The following is a 22,435-nucleotide window of genomic DNA, read 5'->3' as shown; positions in this document are numbered from 1 at the left end:
GGTTATGCTGAGGTTAACGACTGATTCCTCGCGGAGACCTTATGCATTATCCCGACGTTTATATCGGCAATATCGAAAGCTACCCGGATTATTCGCCCAGTGCGATTGCTAAACGACAGATCGACGGCGCGGTCGTTCTGACGTCTGCCGGGCTCGAAGGCGATCAGCAGGCAGAAAAGAGTTATCACGGCGGCGCAGACCGCGCGCTGTGCCATTTCCCTCGCGAACACTACGCCTGGCTGCGTCAGCAGTTTCCCGAAGAAGAAGACCGTTTCCATCCTCCCGCCTTTGGCGAAAATCTCTCAACGCTCGGCATGACGGAAGATAACGTGTTTATCGGCGATATTTTTCGCTGGGGCGAAGCGCTGATTCAGGTCACACAGCCGCGTGCGCCCTGCTATAAGCTCAATCATTTTCTGGGATGCAAAAACCTGTCGCCGTTGCTACAACAAAGCGGCCGCTGCGGATGGCTTTATCGCGTCATCGGCACCGGAAATGTCAGCGGCGATCGCCCGCTGGAGTTACTGACGCGCAACAGCGAGGTGTCCGTCGCGGAAGCGATTTCGATTGCCTTTAACATGCCGTTTGATGAGGAACAGTATCGCCGTCTGATGTCGGCTGCCGGTCTTTCTGCCAGCTGGAGCAAGACGATGCAAACGCGTCTGGTTCAGCGCAAGATCGAGGATTTTGGACGGAGATTGTTCGGTTCGGAAGGGAAGTAGTTTTTAACGCTCTCCCTGGCGACGGGAGAGCGCTTTCAAATCAGAATGCTTTTTTGGCGAAACCGGTGACGACTTTCAGGCCCATTTCGCGGCCCAGTGCGGTCATCGGGTGAACCACCACGATACCGCGTACGGTTTTCTTCAGCGTGCCCATATCAGCCTGTTCTTTCTTGGTAATTTCACGGCTGAACAGCTTTTCCAGTTTCTGCGCTTCGGTGCTGAGTTTTTTCACACGCACTTCTTTCAGACGCGCGATTTCTGCTGCCAGTTTTTCTTTCTCTTCTTCGTGCTTGGCGATCAGCTCAGCATTACCAGCCTGAATAACGGTCGCATCTTTGTGGTTCAGGGCATCCAGCATGTCGCTGAGGCGCTTAATCTCGGCTTTTTCGATTTCTTTCATGGTGTCAGATCCGTTCATGCCGCAGCGGGCACAACTGTAAAAAGGGATAATAACGCTCAGTGTATCAGAAAGTGCGCGATTCTTCAGTTCACTCCTGCACTTGCGCCAGCCCCGGCGGTAAGCCACACATCTCGCAGGCGCGCTGGCCGATGCGGATCATCGCCGAAATATAGCGCGTGTCGAACACATAGCAACACGACAGCCGCAGACCGTTGCTGTAGCGCCCGCTCGGGGAATACAGCTGGCCCGGCGTCATGCAGATTTTATCCTGCAACAGCTGATGGAACAGCCTGACGCAATCCACTTCGGGCGGGAAATCAACCCAGATGACGAAACCGCCCGCCGGTTGTGTTGCGCGGGTGCCCTGCGGGAAATGCAGCGCGATCAGCGCCCGCGCCTGCTCAACCTGCGAGGCATAGCGGCGGCGCAACGTCCGCAGATGGTGGTCGTAGCCGCCGGACTCGAGAAAAAGGGTCAGCGTTTGCGACAACAGGGCAGATTCGGCCATCGAGGAAACGGCTTTGAGCTTATGCAGCCGGTCGGCGAACCGGCCGCCTTCCACCCAGCCAATGCGGAAATCCGGTGCCAGCGTTTTGGTGAAACTGGTGCAAAACAGGATCCAGCCATCGGTATCAAACGATTTCACCGCCGGAGAGAGCGTCGCACCGAACTGGATTTCGGCATAAAGACCATCTTCTATCAGCGGTACCTGATGAACGTTCATCAACCGCGCCAGGCGTTTTTTCGCATCCAGCGGCATGGTAAAGCCCAGCGGATTTTGCGCTGTCGGCATCGCGATAACCGCATTCAGGCGCTTCTCGCTGAGCAGCATTTCCAGCACGTCCAGAGAAAGCCCGGTTTGCGGATCGGTCGGGATTTCCACCGCTTTCAGCCCGAGGCTCGCCAGCATCGGCAGCAGATAAAAATAGGTCGGCGTTTCCAGCCCGACGCTGTCGCCCGGTTTGGTCGTCACGCGCAATGCCAGCTGCAACGCTTCCATACAACCGTGCGTAATCGTGATATCGGTCGGTTCTAAAATCATGCCCAGCGCCAGCGCGCGGCGGGCGATTTGTTGCCGCAGCGCCGGATGCCCCGGCGGCAAAGCATATTTCCCGATCAGGTCCGGCTGACGACGCAACAGGGACGACATAATGCGCCCGAGTTTTCCGCTCGGATAAAAGTCATTGGACTGCGGGCACGCCAGCGAAAGATTGGTGTACGCCGGGTCAGTTTGCGAGGCAAAAACGGTGTCGATCAGATCCAGTACTTCGTCTGCCGGTTCGGCGGCTGGCGTCTGCGGCTGTTCCTGCGGCGGCTGATGTTCCAGCGCGGGCAATGCGGCGCGTACATAAAAACCGGACTGCGGGCGCGCCTCAATAAAACCACGATCTTCCAGCCGCCGGTACGCCGCGACTACCGTATTAATGCTGACCGACCAGGTTTGCGCACTGCGCCGCACCGACGGCAAACGGCTGCCCGGTGCCAGCGTGCCGCGGCGGATGGCTTCGGCCAGTTGTTCCGCCAGCTGGTTGTAACGGGTGTCGGGCAGTTCCGCAATATCGGTCATGGTGTCAGTTCCGTAAAATTGAAAGGGTACAGTTTTGTTCTGTTAAAACTGTAACCCTAACAATAGCGTATTTCTGGTTCTGTCACCTTTCCTCTGAGCTGATTATTCTGGTTATCTGGAATACAGGGGAAAAATAAAAAATGATAGATACCGCTTTTGTCAGTTACGTCACCGTGATGTCCATTACGCCGGGCCCGAACAATCTGTTGCTGGCGGCGTCCGGGGTGAATTTTGGGTTACGCCGCAGCGTACCGATGATGCTGGGGATCACGCTGGGCTGCGTGGTGCAATGCGCGCTGATGACCTCCATGCTGGCGATTTTACTGAGCTGGATGAACGTCGTGCGTCTGCCGATGGCGGTTGTGGGGTGTACTTATCTGTTCTGGCTGTCGTGGAAGATTTACCGTTCCGGCACGCCGAAAGAAGGCGAAAAACAGCAACCGATGAATATGGTCGGCGGCGCGCTTTTTCAGGCTATTAACCCGAAAGCCTGGCTGATGGCGACTAACGTGGCGATTCTGTTTACACCGCCGGACGGCAATATGCTGCATCACACGCTGCTGATTTGCGTCGGCTTCGCGCTGATCAACCTGCCGTGCATTCTGATCTGGGTGGTGATGGGTGACAGATTACGTCAGGCGTTACGTGTGGAATGGAAGCTGAAACTGTTCAACACAATTATGGGCGGAATGATGGCGTTAACCGCACTGTGGCTGCTGGTCGGCGAAGTGCGTCACGCGCTTAACTAAAGCGAATCCCCAAAATAGTTCGGGTTGCAGAAAGGCGGCAAGTGATGGGATCCCGATGAGCTTACTCAGGTAAGTGATTCGGGTGACTGAACGCAGCCAACGCATTTGCGGCTCGAAGTATGACGGGGATTTATTTTTTAACCGGGGAAAGCCGTGATGGCTGCTGATTGCTGATATGTGCGATCAGGCCGGTAATGGAAAGGACCATCGTGGAGCGGACGATTTGCTGGTAACGCTGACGTTGCATAGCGATCAGTGATTCGTCGGCTTCACCGGGTTTGAGGAAAGTTGGCGCAGGCGGTAGCTCCGTCACGCAATGTAATTCGCCAAACGGGCCGAGAATTTCATCGTCGGTAAAACGATATTCTTCGCCGTCGTAATTCAGCTCTTCACGCAGCGCCATCAGTAATTCCGCATCTTCATATTCATGACGGCTGATCACACCCAACGCGTAAATCAGTTTCAGACGGACGGAAAGATCGCCAAGCGGCCCGGTGCCGGTCAGCAACGGTTCAACGGCGTACTTCACTGCATAATCGTCTTTGCGGAAAACCTGCACGACCAGAATATCCAGCGCTTCGGCCAGCAATTCCACGGCGGTCATCAAAAAGCTGCGCACAGTTTTACCCGCATTGAGCTTTTCCAGTACACGGTTTTCAAACGCCTGAGCTTTTTCCATAGGGCTTACTTGCAGTAAAGAACCGGTGCTAATAGCGCCCCTGGCGTCATCCATGATGCGCGCATGAAGGGCAGGAAGATCCTGCCCGACAGGGCTTTCTTTGCCTGGTATTGGCGAAATCAAAACGAACGCAGTATTAGTGCATGGATTCGTAGATTTTTACAGCCTGGGCAACCACTTCACCCTCTTCCGGCAGGCCTGAAATCTGGGCGAGGGCAGCTTTTGGCCCGACTTTCTCCAGCAATTCAACCAGCTCTTTGGCTTGTGGATCCTGATCGCTGCGGTAGTGCATCGCAGCCGCAATCCCTCTCACCAGATTTTCATGAGGAAGGCGATATTCCTGAGTGCCCAGCAGAGGTTTGATCAGACGATCGCCCGCGCTGAGTTTACGCAGTGGCTGACGGCCAACGCGTTCAACATCATCATGCAGGTACGGGTTTTCGAAACGGGACAGAATTTTTTCGATGTACGCCGCGTGTTTTTCCGGGTCAAAACCGTAACGACGGATCAGCACTTCGCCGCTCTCTTCCATCGCACCGCGAACCACCAGACGCACTTTTTCGTCGAGGATAGCATCACGGATTGTCGCATGGCCCGCCTGCTGACCGAGATACGCAGTGATCGCGTGGCCGGTGTTCAGGGTAAAGAGTTTACGTTCCACGAAAGCCATCAGGTTATCGGTCAGCTCCATTCCGGCGATTTCCGGCAGAGGGCCTTTAAACTGCGTTTTATCCACAATCCACTCGCTGAAGGTTTCAACGGTGACTTCCAGCGGATCGGTCGAACCGGCGGCGGCCGGTGGCACGATGCGGTCGACGGCAGAATCGACAAAGCCGATATGCGCTTCAACCCAGGCTTTTTCATCTTCCGGCAACGCGTTGAATACGTGCTGTTTGAACTGGCTGGTGCCGCGCACCATGTTTTCACAGGCGATAATATTCAGTGGCTTTTCGTTGCCCTGCTGGTGACGCAGCACCAGACCTTTCGCCACGTTCGGCGCGATTTTTTCAAGCACGGTCGGGCCCACGGCGGTGGTGACTAAATCAACTTCGGCAATCAGGTTGATGGCATCCTGACCGGCGCTGTTGACGGCATTCACATTGCTGACAGGCTCAACAGTGGCCTGTTCACCGACAACGTGCACGTTATAGCCTTTGCGGCTGTTCAGTGCATCCAGTAAAGCAGGGCTGACATCGGCAAATGTCAGTTCAGCCCCGGCATCAGCAAGTAATTTACCGATAAAACCGCGACCAATGTTACCTGCGCCAAAATGTAATGCTTTCATAATATTTCCTTCAAATCGGGGGCCATACTTTCTGGTAAAAAGCTTAAGGTAAAGCTGGGAGCCGCCCGGCTCCGAATCAACAAGCGGGTCTCGATATCAAGACCCGCTTAGTAACGCTCTACTGATTAACCGCGAAGAATCGTCAGAACTTCTTCCACGCTGGTGGTGTTCGCCAGACGTTCGATAACGCCGTCTTCGTCAAGCGCAGTCGTCAGCTTGGTGATCACGTTGATGTGTTCGTTATTGCGTGCGGCGATACCCACGACCAGACGCGCTGAATCATCTTCGTCTTCACCCCAGCGGATGCCCGCCGGATACTGACAGAACACGATACCGGTTTTCAGTACGCGATCTTTCGCTTCGATTGTACCGTGTGGCACCGCGATTGACTCGCCCAGATATGTGGACGTCAGTTTTTCACGCGCCAGCATCGCATCGACATATTCTGCCTGAACGTAACCGCCTTTAACCAGTTGTTCACCCGCAAAACGAATGGCGTCTTCTTTCGTTGCCGCGTGCAGGCCCAGGAAGATGTTGCTTTCGCTGATGCGGAACAGGTTTTCGTTTTCACTGTCGGACACGATGCTGTCGCCCAATGTGGTGGTCACTTTCTCTTTGTACTGGCTGCTTTTGTTCACTTCAACCAGACGTGCAGTCAGGTCGGTGTACAGGCCGCTGTCGAGGAAGTTAGTCAGCGAGATGTGCTGTGCATGTGGCACCTGGCGCATCGCACGTTCAGTCAGGTCACGGTGAGTAATGACCAGGTCAACGTCGTCCGGCAGGTTGTTGATTGCACTGTTGGTCACGCTGATGTTGGTCAGTCCTGCATCCTGCACTTTTTTGCGCAGAACACCGGCACCCATTGCGCTCGAACCCATACCGGCATCACAGGCAACGATGATTTTGCGTACGGTAGACAGGTCGCCAGCAACGCCAGTCGCACCTGGTTTACCGCCTTTAGATTCGGCTTTCATGTCCTGAACGCGACGGGTTGCGTCTTCCAGATCATCCCCTTCTTTCGCTTTCGTGGTTTTCAGCAAGAAGGAAGAGATCACGAAGGACACCGCAAACGCAGCCACGATAGCGGCGATGTTAGCGAAGTAAGCACCTTTTGGCGTCATCGCCAGCACGGCCAGGATTGAACCCGGAGAAGCCGGAGAAACCAGACCGCCGTTCAGCATGGTCAGGGTGAACACGCCAGTCATACCGCCCAGAATTACCGCCAGCAACAGACGTGGGTTCATCAGAACGTATGGGAAATAAATTTCGTGGATACCACCCAGGAAGTGGATGATTGCCGCGCCGCCAGCAGATTGCTTAGCGCTGCCACGACCGAAGAACATGTACGCCATTAGGACGCCCATACCCGGCCCCGGGTTCGCTTCGATAAGGAAGAAGATTGATTTACCGGTTTCAGTCGCCTGCTGGATACCCAGCGGAGAGAAGATACCGTGGTTGATGGCGTTGTTGAGGAACAGGATTTTCGCCGGTTCAACAAAGATAGAGGCCAGCGGCAACAGGTTATGAATAACCATGATGTGCACGCCTGCAGCCAGCACTTTAGACAGCGCTTCTACCAGCGGACCGATAGCCAGGAAGGCGAGGATCGCCAGCAGCATACCGATAATCCCGGCGGAGAAGTTGTTAACCAACATCTCGAAGCCGCTTTTGATTTTACCGTCAACCCAGCGGTCGAAACGCTTGATTGCCCAGCCGCCCAGCGGACCTGCAATCATTGCGCCGAGGAACATTGGCATATCCGCACCGACGATAACACCCATAACGGTGATTGCGCCGACCACACCACCGCGATCGCCACCGACCAGACGACCACCGGTGAAACCGATGAGCAATGGCAGGAGATAAGTGATCATCGGGCCAACCAGCTTCGCTAATGTTTCATTAGGGATCCAGCCGGTAGGAATGAACAGAGCAGTAATGATACCCCAGGCGATAAACGCGCCGATGTTGGGCATTACCATGTTACTCAGGAAGCGACCAAAGTTTTGAACCTTGATCTTAACGTCTGGTGAAAACATAAAACGCACCCCTATTGATACGCGCTGACAATAGAGCGCGTGATATCAGTTAATTATCGGTGACGGTTATTTCGGTTTTTCTGCCACTGCTTTAAAAATCCGTCCGTCGAATTGCTGTCTGCGAGGCGGACTCTACCACGTGATTATAGGCCTCGCGTAGCCACCCCACAGCCCGTGACAGAGATCACACGTATACGACCATTACCCCCTGCATTTTGGTGATCACGATCACAAAACACCCCTGTAATCCGGCTACACCGACGATAATTTGAGCTTGATACGCATAAAAACGTGATGAAAGTCACTTTTTATTAACGAGTCTTTATCATAAAAACGTGATATTCATCACAAAGTATTTTTCGATGACCTTGCTTATTTCGCTTAAAAACCGTTCAGACGTGTCAGGTGAAGGCGGAATTGAGTTTACGGGGGAGAGTTTGAAATAAAATTACAGAATGGGGGCTGAATAAAAAAAGCGAGCTGTCTGACAGCCCGCCGCTATTTAATAAGTTTTTCGCAGAGAAAAAATTACTTCCCGCCTTGTGCCTTAACAATGGCAGCCTGCAATTCTTCGGCTGAAACCGCGCCCGGAAGCACGGTGGTGTTCGCCGCCGTTGCGCCGCTGGTTGGCATCACGACAAAACCGGGAGTACCGCTGAAGCCCAGCGTACGGGCCAGTTCGTCATTGGATGCGATGGCTTCATGCGTGGCTTTGCGCTGCGCGTCAGTCGGCGGGGTAGCTTTGGCCGCTTTCACCGCACCGGCGATATCGGCATCGGTCAGTTTACCTTCGTCATGGCCGGTACGGTAAATGCTGTTGTGGTAGTCGAAGTACGCCTGCGCGCCCTTCTCTTTCCAGATAGCCATACCGGTTTCAGCCGCAGTAATGGACGCTTTCCAGCGGTCGCCGAAGATTGGCCATTCTTTGAAAACGAAACGGACGTTCGGATTGGCTTTTACCGTTTGCTCAACCACCGGAGCCATGTGGCTGCAATACAGGCACTGATAATCGAAGAATTCTACAAAGGCCACTTTGGCATCTTTCGGGCCATAACTCGGCGTGGCAGGGTCTTCAATCAGAGCTTTTGAATTTGCCAGAACGGCGCTCAGGGTTTCCTGTTGCTGCTGATCGGCCTGCTGCGCCTGAAGTTTCTGGCTGACCTGCACCAGAAGCTCAGGGTGCTGAAGCATGTAATCTGCTGCAATTTTACCAATGGCTTCCTGCTGCGCCGGGGTGAAATCTGCCGTTGCGCTGTCGGCGGCGTTGGCCAGCGCAGGTGCCAGCACCAGAGAAGCCAACAGAGTCATCGTCTGACGTTTCATCAAAAATCCTTAAAGTGAAATACGGGGGAAATCGGACAGTTGCCTTCAAAAGTAGAGGAATTCAGTGCAGTTTGCAGGTTAAAAATTGTCATTTTTTATAAATATGACGCCATTAAAGACCGGATTTTTCCAACAAAAAAGCCACGTACGAAAAGGACGTGGCTTTTACGAATATTCCAGCACTGCTTAGTTGCTGAAATCGCCCTGCGCGACTTTCTGCGCCTGGAGCAATGTCTGCTGTTTGCCGACCAGATTCGACATCATGGTGTTGTACTGCGTCGCCTGTTGCTGCGTCGGGAACTGCACGCCGCCGTTAGCGAATGCCACCTGAGGGCCCTGCTGTTGCAGGAAATCACCCACGGAGACGATGTCCTGCGTGAAGCTTTGCAGCGCTGGCACCAGCGGGGTCAGCACGTTTGCAGGCTGAGTCACCACGGTGCTATAGACCTGACCGTAAACGGCTTTCAGGTCATCAGGCTGTTTGAGGCCCGCCATCGCGGTATCCGCTTTGGTTTTCGAATCGCGCAACTGCGCATTCATCATACTCAGCGTGCTGGCAGCCTGTTGCAGCGCGCTACGCTGGGTCATGTAATCCTGCGGCGTGCGCACCTGACCAATCGCGTTAACCACCGGCACAAAGCTGCCTTCAACGGCACCTTTCATCTGACGGGAGAATGACAGAATGATGCCGTAGTCATTCGCGTAATTACCAAAACGTTGCTTCTGATCTTCACTCAGCGATGGCAGGTTTTGCCCGCTGCGCATCACGGTATTTTGCAAATAATCGATAAAGGCTTTGCGTTGTTCCGGTTCTTTATCGCCGCATGCAGTGAGCTGAAACACTACCAGCAGTGCGATAAACGGCGCCAGCCAGCGAGAAAATGCACCGCTTCTGATCCCTACAGCCATGAGTCCTGACTCCTGATTTCAATGTTCTTTGCCGGCGAATTCCGTGCCGATGCTGTGCGTCCATGCGGGGTATAGGATAGAACATCTGGGGGGGATGTGATACTTAAGGCTGCGCCTTAAAATCCCTTTTTTTGCGCATAAGCGCGCGACTTGCGTGCTTTGCGCTGCACAGACGCTTTTTAAAATTGGATCGAGAACATTTCGGTTTCTCAATAATTGCGATCACTTAACTCGCTGCGCCGAAACCGCCCAGAGGAGGAAAGTGCTTTTCCTCCTCTGGACTCCTCCACGCTTTTTTACTGCGCGCTACCGCTCGCTGGCTGTGTTTCAGAAGCCACCGCTATTACCGCGAAAACTTGCCGCTGCGCGGTTCCTTCGTATCGGTATTCGAGCCTTGCGGTCTCGAAACTCTCACTCAGCAAGTCTTCTGAAAGCGGCCGGAGGATTTTTTAAATTCAGAGATAAACCAGCCAATAATTACTTTAGAAAAAAGTCAGTGAGGTTGTGCTTTTGAAAGCCAGTGGCCGCTTTCAAAACGACGTCGAGTGAGTGGTGAGAAACGGCGAGAGTCTTTTTTCGAGCAGGTTCGAATCCGAGGCGAGAGAACCGCGTAGCGGCGGAGTTTGCGGCAATAAGGGGAGTGGCTGAAACATAGCCAGCGAGCGATAGCACGCAGTGAAAGAGCGTGGAGTCCAGAGGCCCGCGCGATTGCGGGTCTCTGGGCCAGTGTGGGCGGCGAGCCCACGACTTTGACTTTAGAAAAGTTGCTTACTTACTGAAGTAAAGAAATATCCGCCACTTGTAAGAACAACTCCCTCAGCTTGGAGAGAAGCGTCAACCGGTTGATTCTAATCGCTTCGTTCTCATCCATCACCATCACGGTGTCAAAGAACGTATCCACGGTTTCACGCAGGGCTGCCAGTTCGACCAGCGCTTCTTTGTACTGACCGGCAGCAAACAACGGCTCCAGTTTGTCACGCAGAACCACCAGATGCGTAGCCAGTTTCAGCTCGGCAGGTTCTTTCAGCACGGAGGCGTGAACGTGATCCAGCAGAACGTCGGTGGATTTCGCCAGGATGTTGGAAACGCGTTTGTTGGCCGCAGCCAGCGTTGCCGCTTCATCCAGCGTACGGAAGTAGCTCACTGCTTTCACACGGGCGTCGAAATCAGCCGGTTTGGTCGGACGACGCGCCAGCACGGCCTGAATGGTATCGACCGCGTGACCTTCTTCCTGATACCACGCGCGGAAACGACCGAGCATGAAATCAACCACTTCATCGACAACCTTGGCGTTAGTCAGCTTGTCGCCGTACAGGCGCACCGCTTCTTCGGTCAGGGTTTGCAGATCCAGAGACAGGTTTTTCTCAACGATGATACGCAGCACGCCCAGCGCAGCACGGCGCAGTGCGAACGGGTCTTTATCGCCTTTCGAATGTTGACCGATGCCGAAGATACCGGCCAGCGTGTCCATCTTGTCAGCGATAGCCAGCGCACAAGCCACCAGCGATGCCGGTAATTCGTCGCCCGCAAAGCGTGGCTGATACTGTTCGTTCAGCGCAACCGCGACTTCTTCCTGCTCGCCGTCATGACGCGCATAGTGCATACCCATCACGCCCTGCGTGTCGGTGAATTCGAAGACCATGTTGGTCATCAGATCACATTTGGACAGCAAACCCGCGCGTTTTGCGTTTTCAACGTTGGCACCGATTTTCTCGGCAATCCAGCCAGACAGCGCCTGAATGCGGTCGGTTTTGTCACGCAGCGTACCCAGCTGTTTCTGGAACAATACGGTTTCCAGACGCGGCAGGTTATCTTCGAGACGTTTTTTACGGTCAGTGTTGAAGAAGAATTCCGCATCGGCCAGACGCGGGCGAACCACTTTCTCGTTACCGGAAATGATTTGCTGCGGATCTTTCGATTCGATGTTGGCCACGAAGATGAAGTTCGGCAGAAGTTTGCCCGCGGCGTCGTACACCGGGAAATACTTCTGGTCGCCTTTCATGGTGTAAACCAGCGCTTCAGCCGGAACTGCCAGGAATTTCTCTTCGAATTTAGCGGTAAGAACCACCGGCCATTCCACCAGAGAGGCCACTTCTTCCAGCAGGCTTTCGCTCAGATCGGCAATACCGCCAATCTCTTTCGCTGCTTTCTCAGCATCCTGTTTGATGATGGCTTTACGCTGCTCGTAATCCGCAATGACTTTACCGCGTTCCAGCAGAATTTGCGGGTACTGATCGGCGTTGTCGATAGTGAATTCCGGCTCGCCCATGAAACGGTGGCCGCGAATGGTACGCGCAGAATCGATACCGAGGATTTTCGCCGGGATCAGTTCGTCGCCTAACAGCAACGTCACGGTGTGAACCGGACGCACAAACTGCACGTCGGAATCGCCCCAGCGCATCAGTTTTGGAATCGGCAATTTGGACAAAGATGTCGCGATCATCGCCGGCAGCAGTTGTTGCGCGCTTTCGCCTTTGACGTGCGCGCGGTAAACCAGCCATTCACCTTTGTCGGTGACCAGACGGTCAGCCTGATCGACGGTGATGCCGCAACCACGAGCCCAGCCTTCAGCGGCTTTGCTTGGTTTGCCTTCTGCATCAAACGCCTGCGCCACAGCCGGGCCGCGTTTTTCAACTTCGCGATCGGCCTGTGATTCATGCAGACCGGAGACTTTCAGCGCCAGACGGCGCGGTGCAGCAAACCATTTAACGTCACCGTGTGGCAGATTCGCCGCATCGAGTTCCGCAGTCAGATTAGCGGCAAAGGATTCAGCAAGGCTGCGCAGAGCCTTCGGTGGCAGTTCTTCCGTGCCGATTTCCACCAGAAAAGTTTTTTCAGTCATGGCTGTTTCTCACTTCTCGTTCTTTTTGCACATCGGGAAGCCCAGCACTTCGCGGGAAGCGTAATACGCCTCAGCTACCGCTTTAGTCAGGGTACGGATGCGCAGAATGTAGCGCTGACGTTCAGTCACAGAAATCGCTTTACGCGCGTCGAGCAGGTTGAAGCAATGTGCTGCTTTCAGGATGCGCTCGTAAGCAGGCAGTGCCAGCGGCTTTTCGAGAGCCAGCAGGGTTTGCGCTTCTTTCTCGTGCTGTTCAAAACAGGTGAACAGGAAATCGACATCGGCGTATTCGAAGTTATAGGTAGATTGCTCCACTTCGTTCTGATGGAACACGTCGCCGTAAGTCGTTTTGCCCAGCGGACCGTTGCTCCAGACCAGATCGTAAACGCTGTCTACGCCCTGGATGTACATCGCCAGACGCTCAAGACCGTAGGTGATTTCACCGGTCACAGGTTTACATTCCAGGCCGCCGACCTGCTGGAAGTAGGTGAACTGCGTCACTTCCATACCGTTCAGCCACACTTCCCAGCCGAGGCCCCAGGCGCCGAGCGTCGGGTTTTCCCAGTTATCTTCTACGAAGCGGATATCGTGGATAAGCGGGTCAAGACCCAGCTCTTTCAGGGAACCGAGGTAGAGTTCCTGAATGTTTTCCGGTGACGGTTTGATCATCACCTGGAACTGATAATAGTGTTGCAGGCGGTTCGGGTTCTCACCGTAGCGACCATCGGTCGGGCGGCGGGAAGGCTGAACATAGGCTGCCGCAAAAGGCTCAGGGCCGAGTGCGCGCAGGCTGGTCATCGGGTGCGAGGTGCCCGCGCCGACTTCCATATCCAGCGGTTGAACAATGGTGCAGCCCTGCTGCGCCCAATAATCTTGCAGTGTCAGGATCAGGCCCTGAAATGTCTTGGTATCAAACTTTTGCATGTTGGATTCGCACGCGAGAAAGTGGGTTTATAAAGAGTCGGACAGTATACCCGCTGAACGGAAGATAATCACACAACAGATCCCAGTGAATTACCTTAAAAACGCCAGTATTCAGCGCTTCTCTGCCAGTTTATAGGCTTCATTGCCCTCACGTTTACCAATCGCGACAACAATTACCACGATTTCCTGATCCTCAACCTGATAGACCAGACGGTAGCCGAGGCTCTTCAATTTAATTTTATAACGGTTAGTTTTTGGGCCACATAAACGGGCAGAAGCTACATGAGGATTTTCGAGCCGCTCAGCGAGTTTCTTTTTAAACTGGTCTTTAATGGGAGGTGCCAGCGCCTTCCATTCTTTCAGGGCTGACTTCAGAAAATCGATTTTATAAGTCATCCAGTGTCAGCCTTATCCTTTCTTCGCCCTGCCGCGCATCCATTATGCGGTTCAGTTCCACGTCTTCTGCAAGACTCAGGAAATAGGCGTAAACCTCTGGTGGAACACAGTAAAAGGCTGGTTCATTGCGGTTAAGGATCGCCACGGCTTCACCTTCTCCGGCGGAGAACGTCCCCATCGGATCACGTTTTAGCTCGGTAATACTGGCGGCTGAGGAAGTGAGTATTTCAAACGGCATAGCTTTTCTCCTGTCACACTATGCCGTTATTATAGCCTTAAAAGCATCTTTAAAAGCACCCTTTAAGATGCTTTTAAAATCTTGCGCTGAACCCCGCGTTGTAGGACGTTTGTTCGCCGGAATCCGGGAGATCAAAATAATAACCATTTAAACACTGAGTGATAATGAAACTAATCAGGCACACGACACTCCAACGGAAATCTTAATAACACCGCAAGGAAGCACCGCTAATGAAGTATCTATCAACAAGTCTTTGGATACATAAACCAGTAATTTTACTTACCGTTGTAATCAGCCTTGGACTGGGATTTTTCCATGTAAACGGGCCATTAGTTTACATGGTTTGTGTCGGCCTGATTTTCCCGGTCGGCATGTCAGTTCACTTACATCGCCTCAAGGATCAGGCTTTGATTTACATGCCGGAGAAAAAAAGTGAGTGGATGATCTATGTCCATGGAATACCAGTACGAGATTCCCACAGCTCTCTGAGTAATCCTTTTTTCATGAATAAAGAATTACTTAAAACCTTTTATACCAGGATGTTTGTTGTAAAAATCATCATTCAGGGTTTTGCCCTCTTCTTAACGATCAGCCAGTCGTGGCCTTATTTCATGCAATTCAGTTCCTCTGATATTGCCATTCAAGCTGTTTTATTTATCGCTCTCTTCATTCTGGTTCTTCGGTTTGTCAGGACATCCCGCAACCTTTTCATGGTGTTCAGCGAAAAGTGGGTTCTGTCTGAACGCGAAAATTCAGAAAGTGGATTTGTTACCGCCTTCTTAAAACGCACTAAGCGAAAACAAACCACCTTAATCAGTGGCTTGGATTCATTATTAGCGTTGTAGAAATCAGCCAGGAAAATTAATTTAAAATCTTGCGCTGATCCCCGCGTTGTAGGACGTTTGTTCGCCGGAATCCAGGCCAGTGGTCTGGGAGACAGCGGCGAAGGCGGAAATGCTGTGGGTGATCTGGACGTTGGCGCCCATGGTCATATCGACCCAGTCGTCGTCCTGCTCGCCGGTGGTGCGGCTAAAATGCGTGCGGGTGGATTTGATGGCGCCGGTCGCGGTATAGGTTTTGTCGCCGAACTGGCGGTCATACGTGACCTGCGCATACGGATTCACGATGCCCAGCTCCGCATTCAGACGCCAGCCCAGCGCGCCGATTTGTGAGTGCGAGGTCTGGTCGCCAAAGCGCATCGACGTGCTGTTATTACCCTTCTCGCTGTAACCCTCAATGTTGCTGTAATCCCAGCTGTACTGCGCCACCGGGCCGGTTTTCAGCACCGGTAAAATCGGGAAATCCCAGCCGGCGGTGACGCGACCGCCAATCTGCTTACCGTCTGTTTCGCCGCGCTCAGTACGGGTGGTTGGCCCGAGTTTGATGCTGCGGTTGATGTCGTCATAATTCAGCGAGCCGTAGTGGACATCGCCGTTTATCCAGCCGTTGTCGGCGATTTTCACGCCGGTAAACGCCGTCGCCATCCAGCCACGCGTGCGGTAGCTGTAGTGGTCAGTCGGATCCTGTTTATCGTCGGAACCGGAAATCATCAGCCCCATCATCCAGCGATCGGTCATCTGATAATCCATCCCGATATTGAGCGAATTCGAGGTCAGGGAGCCATCACCCAGCGACGGGTTAATTTTGCTGTCCGCACTTTGCCCGGCGTAACCGCCGAACATGCCGAAGGTTCCGGCGTCGTTATCCTGCGTGCGCAATTGCTGATAACGGCTGTCGAGAATTCCCTGCGTATTTCGCGCCAGCGCCAGAGAGCCCTTATTCAGCGCCGTCGCTTCAAGCGGGCCGTTGAGCACGGACTGCATGTATTCGGCGATCAGCGCGTGCGCCTGCGGTGTCGGGTGAAAATGGTCAGCAAACAGGAAAGCTTTGCTGCTGTCGAAACCCGGCAGATTTGACGTACATTCGGAAGCTGAAGTCCCGACCGGGCAAGCCGTGCCCGCCGTATTCGCGAAGCCGTACAGCGCCGGGTCGGCGATCACTTCATTAAACAAACCGTTAATATCTACGCGCGCAATATTGCCGCCGGTTTTCGCCAGCGCAATATCCTCGGTCGTGTTATAAGTGTCGGTCAGCCCACCTGCGACGTCTTTCAGTGCGTCATAAGCGGCGGCCAGCCCTTTCGCGATCACATCCTGAACCAGCGGAATACCTGAACCTTCAGCCGCCGCGGCCGCAAGCGCACTATGAATCGCTTCAGTACGCGCCGCCGCGTCCGGCGTGTTCTGCGCATTCAGATATTGATAGGCCGCTTCCAGCGCCTGCTGCTGAACCGGCAGCAATCCGACCTGAATAATCCCTTCCATCAGAACCGGCGTCAGACCAATATTTGGCACCGTCGGCACAATCACCGTTCCGGCACCCGCTTTCAGCAAATCGTTCACCTGGGACGCGGCCTGCGTCGCGCTGTTGGTGGCGATATCCAGCGCGTTCAGCGGATTGAGCGCCGCCGCCGCGAGATCGTTACCGCCAATCCAGTGAATATACAGCCCGTTGGGATCGGCTTTGCCGCCGGTCGAGGCCAGATAACTTTTCACCTGATCCTGCGTGGTGTAATCAGAATCCAGCCCCGGCACCGCGACGCCGCCGCCTTCGGCATAGTTCAGCCCGCCTTGCGAAGAGGGTTTTAAGGTCGTGCCGATATTGTTCGCCAGAATCTCGTCATACAGCTGATGCGTGTTGCTGTCGAAGGTCCAGCGGCCGATATTGCCGGTATCACTCAGACTGTCGCCAAAAACATAAAGCTGATCGTAAGCCTGCGCTGAAGCCTGCGTTCCGAGGCATAACGCCACGGCGAATGCGCCCTGCGTCAGCCGTGTTGCGTACTTTTTTGTGCCTGCCATAAACCTGTTTTCCTGAAGTTACAGCGGCGCATGCCCCTGATTAAATGTAAGGAATTCGTAATGAATGGCTTTAAATATTGTTCAGATCCGACCAGCGTCAAGTTCACGGTGCGCAAATTGCGACGTTGCAGAGTTATCCGAGAAACCACACACTGGAGCCCACGCTTTCAAGGAGAAAACGAGATGACGCGCTGTAGCTGGGTTTCTAAAGAACCGATTTACCTCGATTACCACGACAAAGAATGGGGCGTGCCGGTCAAAGATGGCCGCGAGTTGTTTGAGATGTTGTGCCTCGAAGGCCAGCAGGCCGGGCTTTCGTGGATAACCGTGCTGAGAAAGCGCGAAAATTACCGCCAGAACTTCCACGCGTTTGATCCGGTGAAAATTGCCAAAATGACCGACGACGACGTCGAACGCCTGGTGCTTGATGCCGGTATCATTCGTCATCGGGGAAAAATCAAAGCCATTATTGGCAACGCACAGGCTTATCTGGCGATGCAGGCCAGCGGCGAGGACTTCTCAGATTTCATCTGGAGCTTCGTGGGCAATCAACCGGTCATCAATAATCCGCTCGGCCCTGAAGGCGTTCCGGCCAAAACAACGGTGTCCGATGCAATGTCCAAGGCGCTGAAAAAGAAAGGCTTTAAGTTTATCGGCTCAACGATTTGTTATGCCTTTATGCAGGCGGCCGGGCTGGTGAACGATCATCAGTCTTATTGCTTCTGCCATCCGGCGAACCAGCCGTCATGATCCGCCTTGCGCAGCCCGCCGATCACGAAGCCATTCTGTTGCTCTGGCTGCGCAGTTCTCTGATATCACACTCTTTTATTGCCGAATCCTATTGGATTGAAAGCCTGCAAATGGTGAGGGAAGATTTTCTGCCTAAAGCCCGGACCTGGATAGAGTGTGACGAAAAAGGTCATATCAGCGGCTTTATCAGCGTGCTGAATCAGCAGTTTATCGGCGCGCTGTTTGTGGAAGAAAGCCGCTACGGCGACGGCACCGCGCAACGTCTGATGGCGGCGGCCAAAGAGGAATATCCGGTTCTGCTGCTCGAGGTGTATCAGCAAAACCACCGTGCAATGGCGTTCTATCGTAAGGAAAACTTTGAGATCACCGCCGAAACCCGCCATCCCGGCACCGACATGCCCACCTGGATCCTCCGCTGGTTCCATCCCCTTTCCGAATAAGTTCCCAAAATCCGCAAAAATACAAAAACAGATAACCGGAATTCTCCTACTGCTTAACGCCCCGAAATTGCGCATAAAGAGCGCCAGAACGCCGCAGGGCTGAACTCTGCCTGTTGCATTTGTTTATGTTTTGACACCTTTTTCTGTGCAACTTGCCGTAAAAAGAGCAGTCATAATGCCGCAGTAAAGTTCTGAAAAAATAAACATCCAGAAAGGAAATAAGATGAACAAAAGACTTCTAGTGGTTGCAGGCGTGCTGTGTGTGACGATGGGCCTTTCCGCCTGTACCACCAACCCTTACACCGGGGAATCAGAAGCAGGCAAATCCGGCATTGGCGCGGGTATCGGTGCCGCACTCGGCGCGGGCGTCGGCATGCTTTCTTCATCCAAACACGATCGCGGCAAAGGCGCGCTGATCGGGGCGGCGGCAGGTGCTGCACTGGGTGGCGGTGCGGGTTATTACATGGATGTGCAGGAATCTAAACTGCGCGACAAAATGAAAGGCACCGGCGTTAGCGTGACCCGTCAGGGCGACAATATCGTACTGAATATGCCGAACAACGTGACCTTCGACACCAACAGCAGCACGCTGAAACCGGCAGGTGCTAATACACTGACCGGCGTGGCGATGGTACTGAAAGAGTATCCGAAAACCGCCGTTAACGTCGTCGGTTACACCGACAGCACCGGTACCCGTGCGCTCAACATGAAGCTGTCGCAGCAACGTGCTGACGGCGTCGGCAGCGCGCTTATCACGCAAGGCGTTGAAGGCAGCCGCGTGCGGACGACCGGCGCAGGCCCGGATAATCCGATTGCCAGCAACAGCACTGAGGCCGGTAAAGCGCAGAACCGCCGCGTGGAAATCACCCTCAGCCCGATGCAGTAATCGCGGTCAGATCCAAAATAAGAACGGAGCCTCAGGGCCCCGTTTTTTCGTTTGTGCTATCCTCCGCCAAAGAATTTTCCCTTATTTGTGAAACGGAAATCAGTATGTCGCTGAAAGCTATCGCGAAAGATCTCGGTCTCTCTGTCACCACCGTCAGCCGTGCGCTGAACGGTTACGATGACGTTTCAGCGGATACCAAAGCGCGGGTTCAGGCGGCAGCAGATTTACGCGGCTACCGGCCAAACACCCTCGCCCGCCGGTTGAAAATGGGCAAGATCGACGCCGTCGGGCTGATTTTCCCCTTCACTTCCCACCCCTTAAGCAATTCTGCGTTTATCGAAATGGTCGGCTGTATCACCCGCGAACTGGCGAAATATGAAATCGATTTGCTGCTGGTACCGGACGAACTCGGCACGTTTTCGTGGCGGCGGCTGATCGAAAGTAAACGCGTGGATGCCATGCTGGTGGCGCATACACTGGATAACGATCCGCGTCTGCTGGATTTGCAGCAGCGTAATTTCCCGTTTCTGGCGCTGGGGCGCAGCCAGTGTCTGACGCAGGATTACGCCTGGTTTGATTTCGATAACCGCGCCGGAATGCAGATGGCGGTCGATCATCTGGCCGCACTTGGCCACAGCCGTATCGCGTTTCTCGGCGAGAACAATCAGCAGTCGTTTATCGGGCAGCGCCATCAGGGCTATCTCGATGGCTTGCGGGCGAACCATCTGCCGTTCAATCCGGATTACGCGCATAAAGTCAGCCCCAGCCGTCGTGCCGGTTATCAGGCCACGCAGGCGCTGCTGGCGTTACCTCAGCCGCCAACCGCACTGGTCTGCGACTGCAATATGCACGGCGAAGGCGCGGCGCTGGCGTTGCACGAAGCCGGTTTGCTGCTCAGCGGCGGCGTTTCGCTGATTATTTTTGACGGATTACCTTCCGACAGCGTGCCCAGCGTCGCCGTCACGGCTGTCCGTCAGGGCACGCGCGAAGCGGTCGGGCTGCAAATTGCCGACATGACGCGGGCGCTGATCCGCAACGAACCCCTGAAGAATTTGCAGGTTCTCTGGCAGCCGGAATTGCAGGCGGGCGTCACCGCACATCCACCACGCTGATACTTCATCTTTAGATTATTTTTCCACCCTATATCACAAATTTGAACTGTCACATTTCCAATCCGAAACGTTTCGGATCAATAGTTACTCCACAAAATCGCGTTTTATCGCCGCATTTTACCCTTGTGGAGTTGTGACAATATGGAAAACCAGACCGTCCATTTAACCAGTGAACACACCAGCCTGATCGTGCGCTGCACGCCGTTTGCCGAAATCCTTTACTGGGGAAAACGCCTCAGCCAGTTTTCAGCGGAAGACCTGATTTCCCTGAGCCGCGCAGTACCCAATGGCCGCATTGATGCCGATGCACCGGTTAATCTCAGCGCCGATTCTGGCCGCGGTTCGTTCGGAAATCCGGGCGTCGAAGGCCATCGCGACGGCCTGGACTGGTCGCCGGTCTTCAATACGACGGACGTCAGGCACCACGGTAATCAGCTGACCATCACCACCGAAGACCCGATCGCCGGGCTGCAATTTCGCAGTGAACTGCATCTGGATGCCAGCGGTGTTTTGCAGGCACGAAATGCGCTGACCAACCTGAAACCCGGCACTTATCAGCTGACGCGTCTGGCCGTTACGCTGCCGCTGCCGGAGCGCGCTGCCGAAGTGATGGCGTTTCATGGCCGCTGGATCAAAGAGTTTCAGCCGCACCGCACGTTGCTGGATCACGGCGGCGTCATTCAGGAAAACCGTCGCGGCAAAACTTCTTCTGAACATTTTCCGGCGGTGATGATCGGTCATCCGGGTTTTGGCGAAGATCAGGGCGAAGTCTGGGGAATGCATCTGGGCTGGAGTGGCAATCATCGCCTGCGGGCAGATATCAAAACCGATGGCCGCCGCGTGGTGCAGGCTGAAGCGCTGTATTTCCCCGGCGAACAGCGCCTCGAAGAAGGAGAAACGCTGGAAACGCCGTGGCTCTACGCCAGTTATTCCGCCAGCGGCCTGAACCGCATGAGCCAGCAGTTTCACCGGTTTGTACGTGAGCAGATCCTGCGCTTCCCGATGGAAAAACCGCGTCCGGTGCACCTCAATACCTGGGAAGGCATTTATTTCGATCACGATCCCGGCTACATCATGCAGATGGCGACCGAATCCGCGGCGTTAGGCGTTGAACGCTTCATTATCGACGACGGCTGGTTCCGCGGGCGCGATCATGACCGCGCCGCACTGGGCGACTGGTATCTCGACGAGAAGAAATACCCGAACGGGCTGAAACCGGTGATTGACCATGTCAAAAAACTCGGCATGGAATTTGGTATCTGGGTTGAACCGGAAATGATTAACCCGGATTCGGATTTGTACCGCGCGCATCCCGACTGGCTGCTGGCGTTGCCGGGTTATCTGCAACCGAGTGGCCGCCATCAGTTCGTGCTCGATCTGAATAATCCGCAGGTCTTTGATTATCTGGTGGAACGCATGAGCTGGCTGCTCGGCGAGCACGACGTGGATTATGTGAAATGGGACATGAACCGCGAAATTGTTCAGCCGGGGCATGAAGGCCGCGCGGCGCTGACAAACCAGACGCAGCAGTTTTATCGTCTGCTCGACGTACTCGGCGGCCGCTTCCCGCACATTGAGTTTGAATCCTGCGCCTCCGGCGGCGGGCGCATTGATTTTGAGGTACTCAAGCGTAGCCACCGCTTCTGGACTTCGGACAACAATGACGCGCTGGAGCGACAGAAAATTCAGCGCGGCATGAGCTATTTCTTCCCGCCGGAAGTGATGGGATCGCACATCGGCAACAAGCTGTGCCACGCCACATCGCGCCAGCACAGCATTGCGTTTCGCGGCCTGACGGCACTGTTCGGGCACATGGGCATTGAGCTGGATCCGGTGAAAGAAGGCGAATCAGAACGCGCCGGATTCGCGAAATATACCCGCCTGCATCAGCAACTCCGGCCATTGCTGCACAGCGGCGATGTGTACCGCGTCGACAGTCACGATGATTCCATGCTGATTAACGGCGTGGTCAGCGACAGCGGCGATCGCGCAGTGTTTCTGGTCAGCCAGCTTGCGATGCCGACCTGGTCATTACCGGGAACGCTGCGGGTGCCGGGGCTGAAGCCAGACGCCCGTTATCGCGTCACCGTGCTGGATGAACCGGAATTGCTGGCAGGCGGCGGAAGCGGCCACACCATGCGCGTTCAACCGGCATGGCTGCACGAATCGCCGGTGCTGAGCGGTGAATGGCTGGCGAATGCCGGGCTGACATTGCCGGTGATGGATCCGGAAAGCGCCCTGCTTCTGGGCTTCGAAGAAATCAGATAACAAAAATAACGCCGGTACTCAGGTGCCGGTTTTCATGGTTTCGGC

General features: G+C 54.3%; 20 protein-coding genes. 8 read left to right on the top strand and 12 right to left on the bottom strand.

From position 1 onward, the window contains the following. Positions 1-41: 41 nt before the first annotated feature. Positions 42-722 (top strand): 6-hydroxyaminopurine reductase, encoded by a 681-nt coding sequence (yiiM, locus tag KWG64_RS11550; protein ID WP_101077779.1) that lies wholly within the window; start codon positions 42-44, stop codon positions 720-722. Positions 723-762: 40 nt separating this feature from the next. Here yiiM and KWG64_RS11545 read toward each other — a convergent pair whose 3' ends face one another. Then, complete coding sequence (locus tag KWG64_RS11545; protein ID WP_218521952.1) at positions 763-1,122, bottom strand: YibL family ribosome-associated protein; 360 nt, start codon at positions 1,120-1,122, stop codon at positions 763-765. 88 nt (positions 1,123-1,210) lie between these two features. After that, positions 1,211-2,689, bottom strand: a complete 1,479-nt coding sequence (locus KWG64_RS11540) for a PLP-dependent aminotransferase family protein (protein WP_218521951.1) — start codon at positions 2,687-2,689, stop codon at positions 1,211-1,213. A 140-nt stretch (positions 2,690-2,829) separates the two neighbouring features. Here KWG64_RS11540 and KWG64_RS11535 point away from each other — a divergent pair, with 140 nt between their 5' ends. Further along, positions 2,830-3,438, top strand: a complete 609-nt coding sequence (locus KWG64_RS11535) for a LysE family translocator (protein ID WP_101077782.1) — start codon at positions 2,830-2,832, stop codon at positions 3,436-3,438. 130 nt (positions 3,439-3,568) lie between these two features. Here the strand turns inward: KWG64_RS11535 and KWG64_RS11530 are convergent, their stop codons facing one another. The 9 genes from KWG64_RS11530 to KWG64_RS11490 all read right to left on the bottom strand — a co-directional run bounded on the left by KWG64_RS11530 (position 3,569) and on the right by KWG64_RS11490 (position 14,073). Beyond that, positions 3,569-4,117 carry an MltR family transcriptional regulator gene (locus KWG64_RS11530; protein WP_101077866.1) on the bottom strand — a complete coding sequence of 183 codons (549 nt, stop codon included), beginning with the start codon at positions 4,115-4,117 and terminating at the stop codon, positions 3,569-3,571. A gap of 136 nt (positions 4,118-4,253) precedes the next feature. Then, a complete protein-coding gene (gene mtlD / locus KWG64_RS11525; protein WP_218521950.1) occupies positions 4,254-5,402 on the bottom strand; it encodes a mannitol-1-phosphate 5-dehydrogenase in 1,149 nt (382 codons plus the stop codon). A 125-nt stretch (positions 5,403-5,527) separates the two neighbouring features. After that, on the bottom strand, positions 5,528-7,441 hold the full coding sequence (locus KWG64_RS11520; RefSeq protein WP_195814937.1) for a PTS mannitol transporter subunit IICBA: 1,914 nt from the start codon (positions 7,439-7,441) through the stop codon (positions 5,528-5,530). A 528-nt stretch (positions 7,442-7,969) separates the two neighbouring features. Beyond that, positions 7,970-8,764 carry a DsbA family protein gene (locus KWG64_RS11515; RefSeq protein WP_195825585.1) on the bottom strand — a complete coding sequence of 265 codons (795 nt, stop codon included), beginning with the start codon at positions 8,762-8,764 and terminating at the stop codon, positions 7,970-7,972. Positions 8,765-8,950: 186 nt separating this feature from the next. Beyond that, positions 8,951-9,673, bottom strand: coding sequence for a DUF3053 domain-containing protein (locus tag KWG64_RS11510; protein ID WP_195814939.1), 723 nt, complete (start codon positions 9,671-9,673; stop codon positions 8,951-8,953). Between the two features lie 772 nt (positions 9,674-10,445). Beyond that, on the bottom strand, positions 10,446-12,515 hold the full coding sequence (gene glyS / locus KWG64_RS11505; protein WP_218521949.1) for a glycine--tRNA ligase subunit beta: 2,070 nt from the start codon (positions 12,513-12,515) through the stop codon (positions 10,446-10,448). Between the two features lie 9 nt (positions 12,516-12,524). Then, a complete protein-coding gene (glyQ, locus tag KWG64_RS11500) occupies positions 12,525-13,439 on the bottom strand; it encodes a glycine--tRNA ligase subunit alpha (protein ID WP_014333298.1) in 915 nt (304 codons plus the stop codon). Positions 13,440-13,550: 111 nt separating this feature from the next. Further along, positions 13,551-13,835, bottom strand: a complete 285-nt coding sequence (locus KWG64_RS11495) for a type II toxin-antitoxin system RelE/ParE family toxin (RefSeq protein ID WP_218521948.1) — start codon at positions 13,833-13,835, stop codon at positions 13,551-13,553. Then, entirely contained in the window at positions 13,825-14,073 is a 249-nt protein-coding gene (locus KWG64_RS11490; protein WP_152323719.1) for a type II toxin-antitoxin system Phd/YefM family antitoxin, read from the bottom strand. The genes KWG64_RS11495 and KWG64_RS11490 overlap by 11 nt, the downstream gene beginning before the upstream one ends. Positions 14,074-14,303: 230 nt before the next feature. Between KWG64_RS11490 and KWG64_RS11485 the strand changes: the two genes are divergently transcribed. Beyond that, entirely contained in the window at positions 14,304-14,918 is a 615-nt protein-coding gene (locus tag KWG64_RS11485) for a hypothetical protein (RefSeq protein ID WP_218521947.1), read from the top strand. A 21-nt stretch (positions 14,919-14,939) separates the two neighbouring features. On the opposite strand, the gene KWG64_RS11480 is transcribed toward KWG64_RS11485, so the two are convergent. Then, the gene (locus KWG64_RS11480; protein ID WP_218521946.1) at positions 14,940-16,934 is read right to left on the bottom strand and encodes an autotransporter outer membrane beta-barrel domain-containing protein; all 1,995 of its coding nucleotides are present in this window, start codon (positions 16,932-16,934) and stop codon (positions 14,940-14,942) included. Positions 16,935-17,117: 183 nt separating this feature from the next. Between KWG64_RS11480 and KWG64_RS11475 the strand changes: the two genes are divergently transcribed. The 5 genes from KWG64_RS11475 to KWG64_RS11455 all read left to right on the top strand — a co-directional run bounded on the left by KWG64_RS11475 (position 17,118) and on the right by KWG64_RS11455 (position 22,390). Beyond that, the gene (locus KWG64_RS11475; RefSeq protein WP_195825580.1) at positions 17,118-17,684 is read left to right on the top strand and encodes a DNA-3-methyladenine glycosylase I; all 567 of its coding nucleotides are present in this window, start codon (positions 17,118-17,120) and stop codon (positions 17,682-17,684) included. Further along, positions 17,681-18,124, top strand: coding sequence for an N-acetyltransferase (locus KWG64_RS11470; protein ID WP_218521945.1), 444 nt, complete (start codon positions 17,681-17,683; stop codon positions 18,122-18,124). The genes KWG64_RS11475 and KWG64_RS11470 overlap by 4 nt, the downstream gene beginning before the upstream one ends. A 223-nt stretch (positions 18,125-18,347) precedes the next feature. Further along, on the top strand, positions 18,348-19,010 hold the full coding sequence (locus tag KWG64_RS11465) for an OmpA family lipoprotein (RefSeq protein WP_195814946.1): 663 nt from the start codon (positions 18,348-18,350) through the stop codon (positions 19,008-19,010). 104 nt (positions 19,011-19,114) lie between these two features. Beyond that, positions 19,115-20,122 carry a substrate-binding domain-containing protein gene (locus tag KWG64_RS11460; protein WP_218521944.1) on the top strand — a complete coding sequence of 336 codons (1,008 nt, stop codon included), beginning with the start codon at positions 19,115-19,117 and terminating at the stop codon, positions 20,120-20,122. A gap of 141 nt (positions 20,123-20,263) precedes the next feature. After that, entirely contained in the window at positions 20,264-22,390 is a 2,127-nt protein-coding gene (locus KWG64_RS11455; protein WP_218521943.1) for an alpha-galactosidase, read from the top strand. Positions 22,391-22,435 lie beyond the last annotated feature (45 nt).

The sequence above is a fragment of the Rahnella sp. PD12R genome (genome assembly GCF_019200965.1).
Classification (GTDB): domain Bacteria; phylum Pseudomonadota; class Gammaproteobacteria; order Enterobacterales; family Enterobacteriaceae; genus Rahnella; species Rahnella laticis.
The sequence above is the reverse complement of the archived record's forward strand: the minus strand, read 5'-3'. Positions and strand labels throughout refer to the sequence as shown.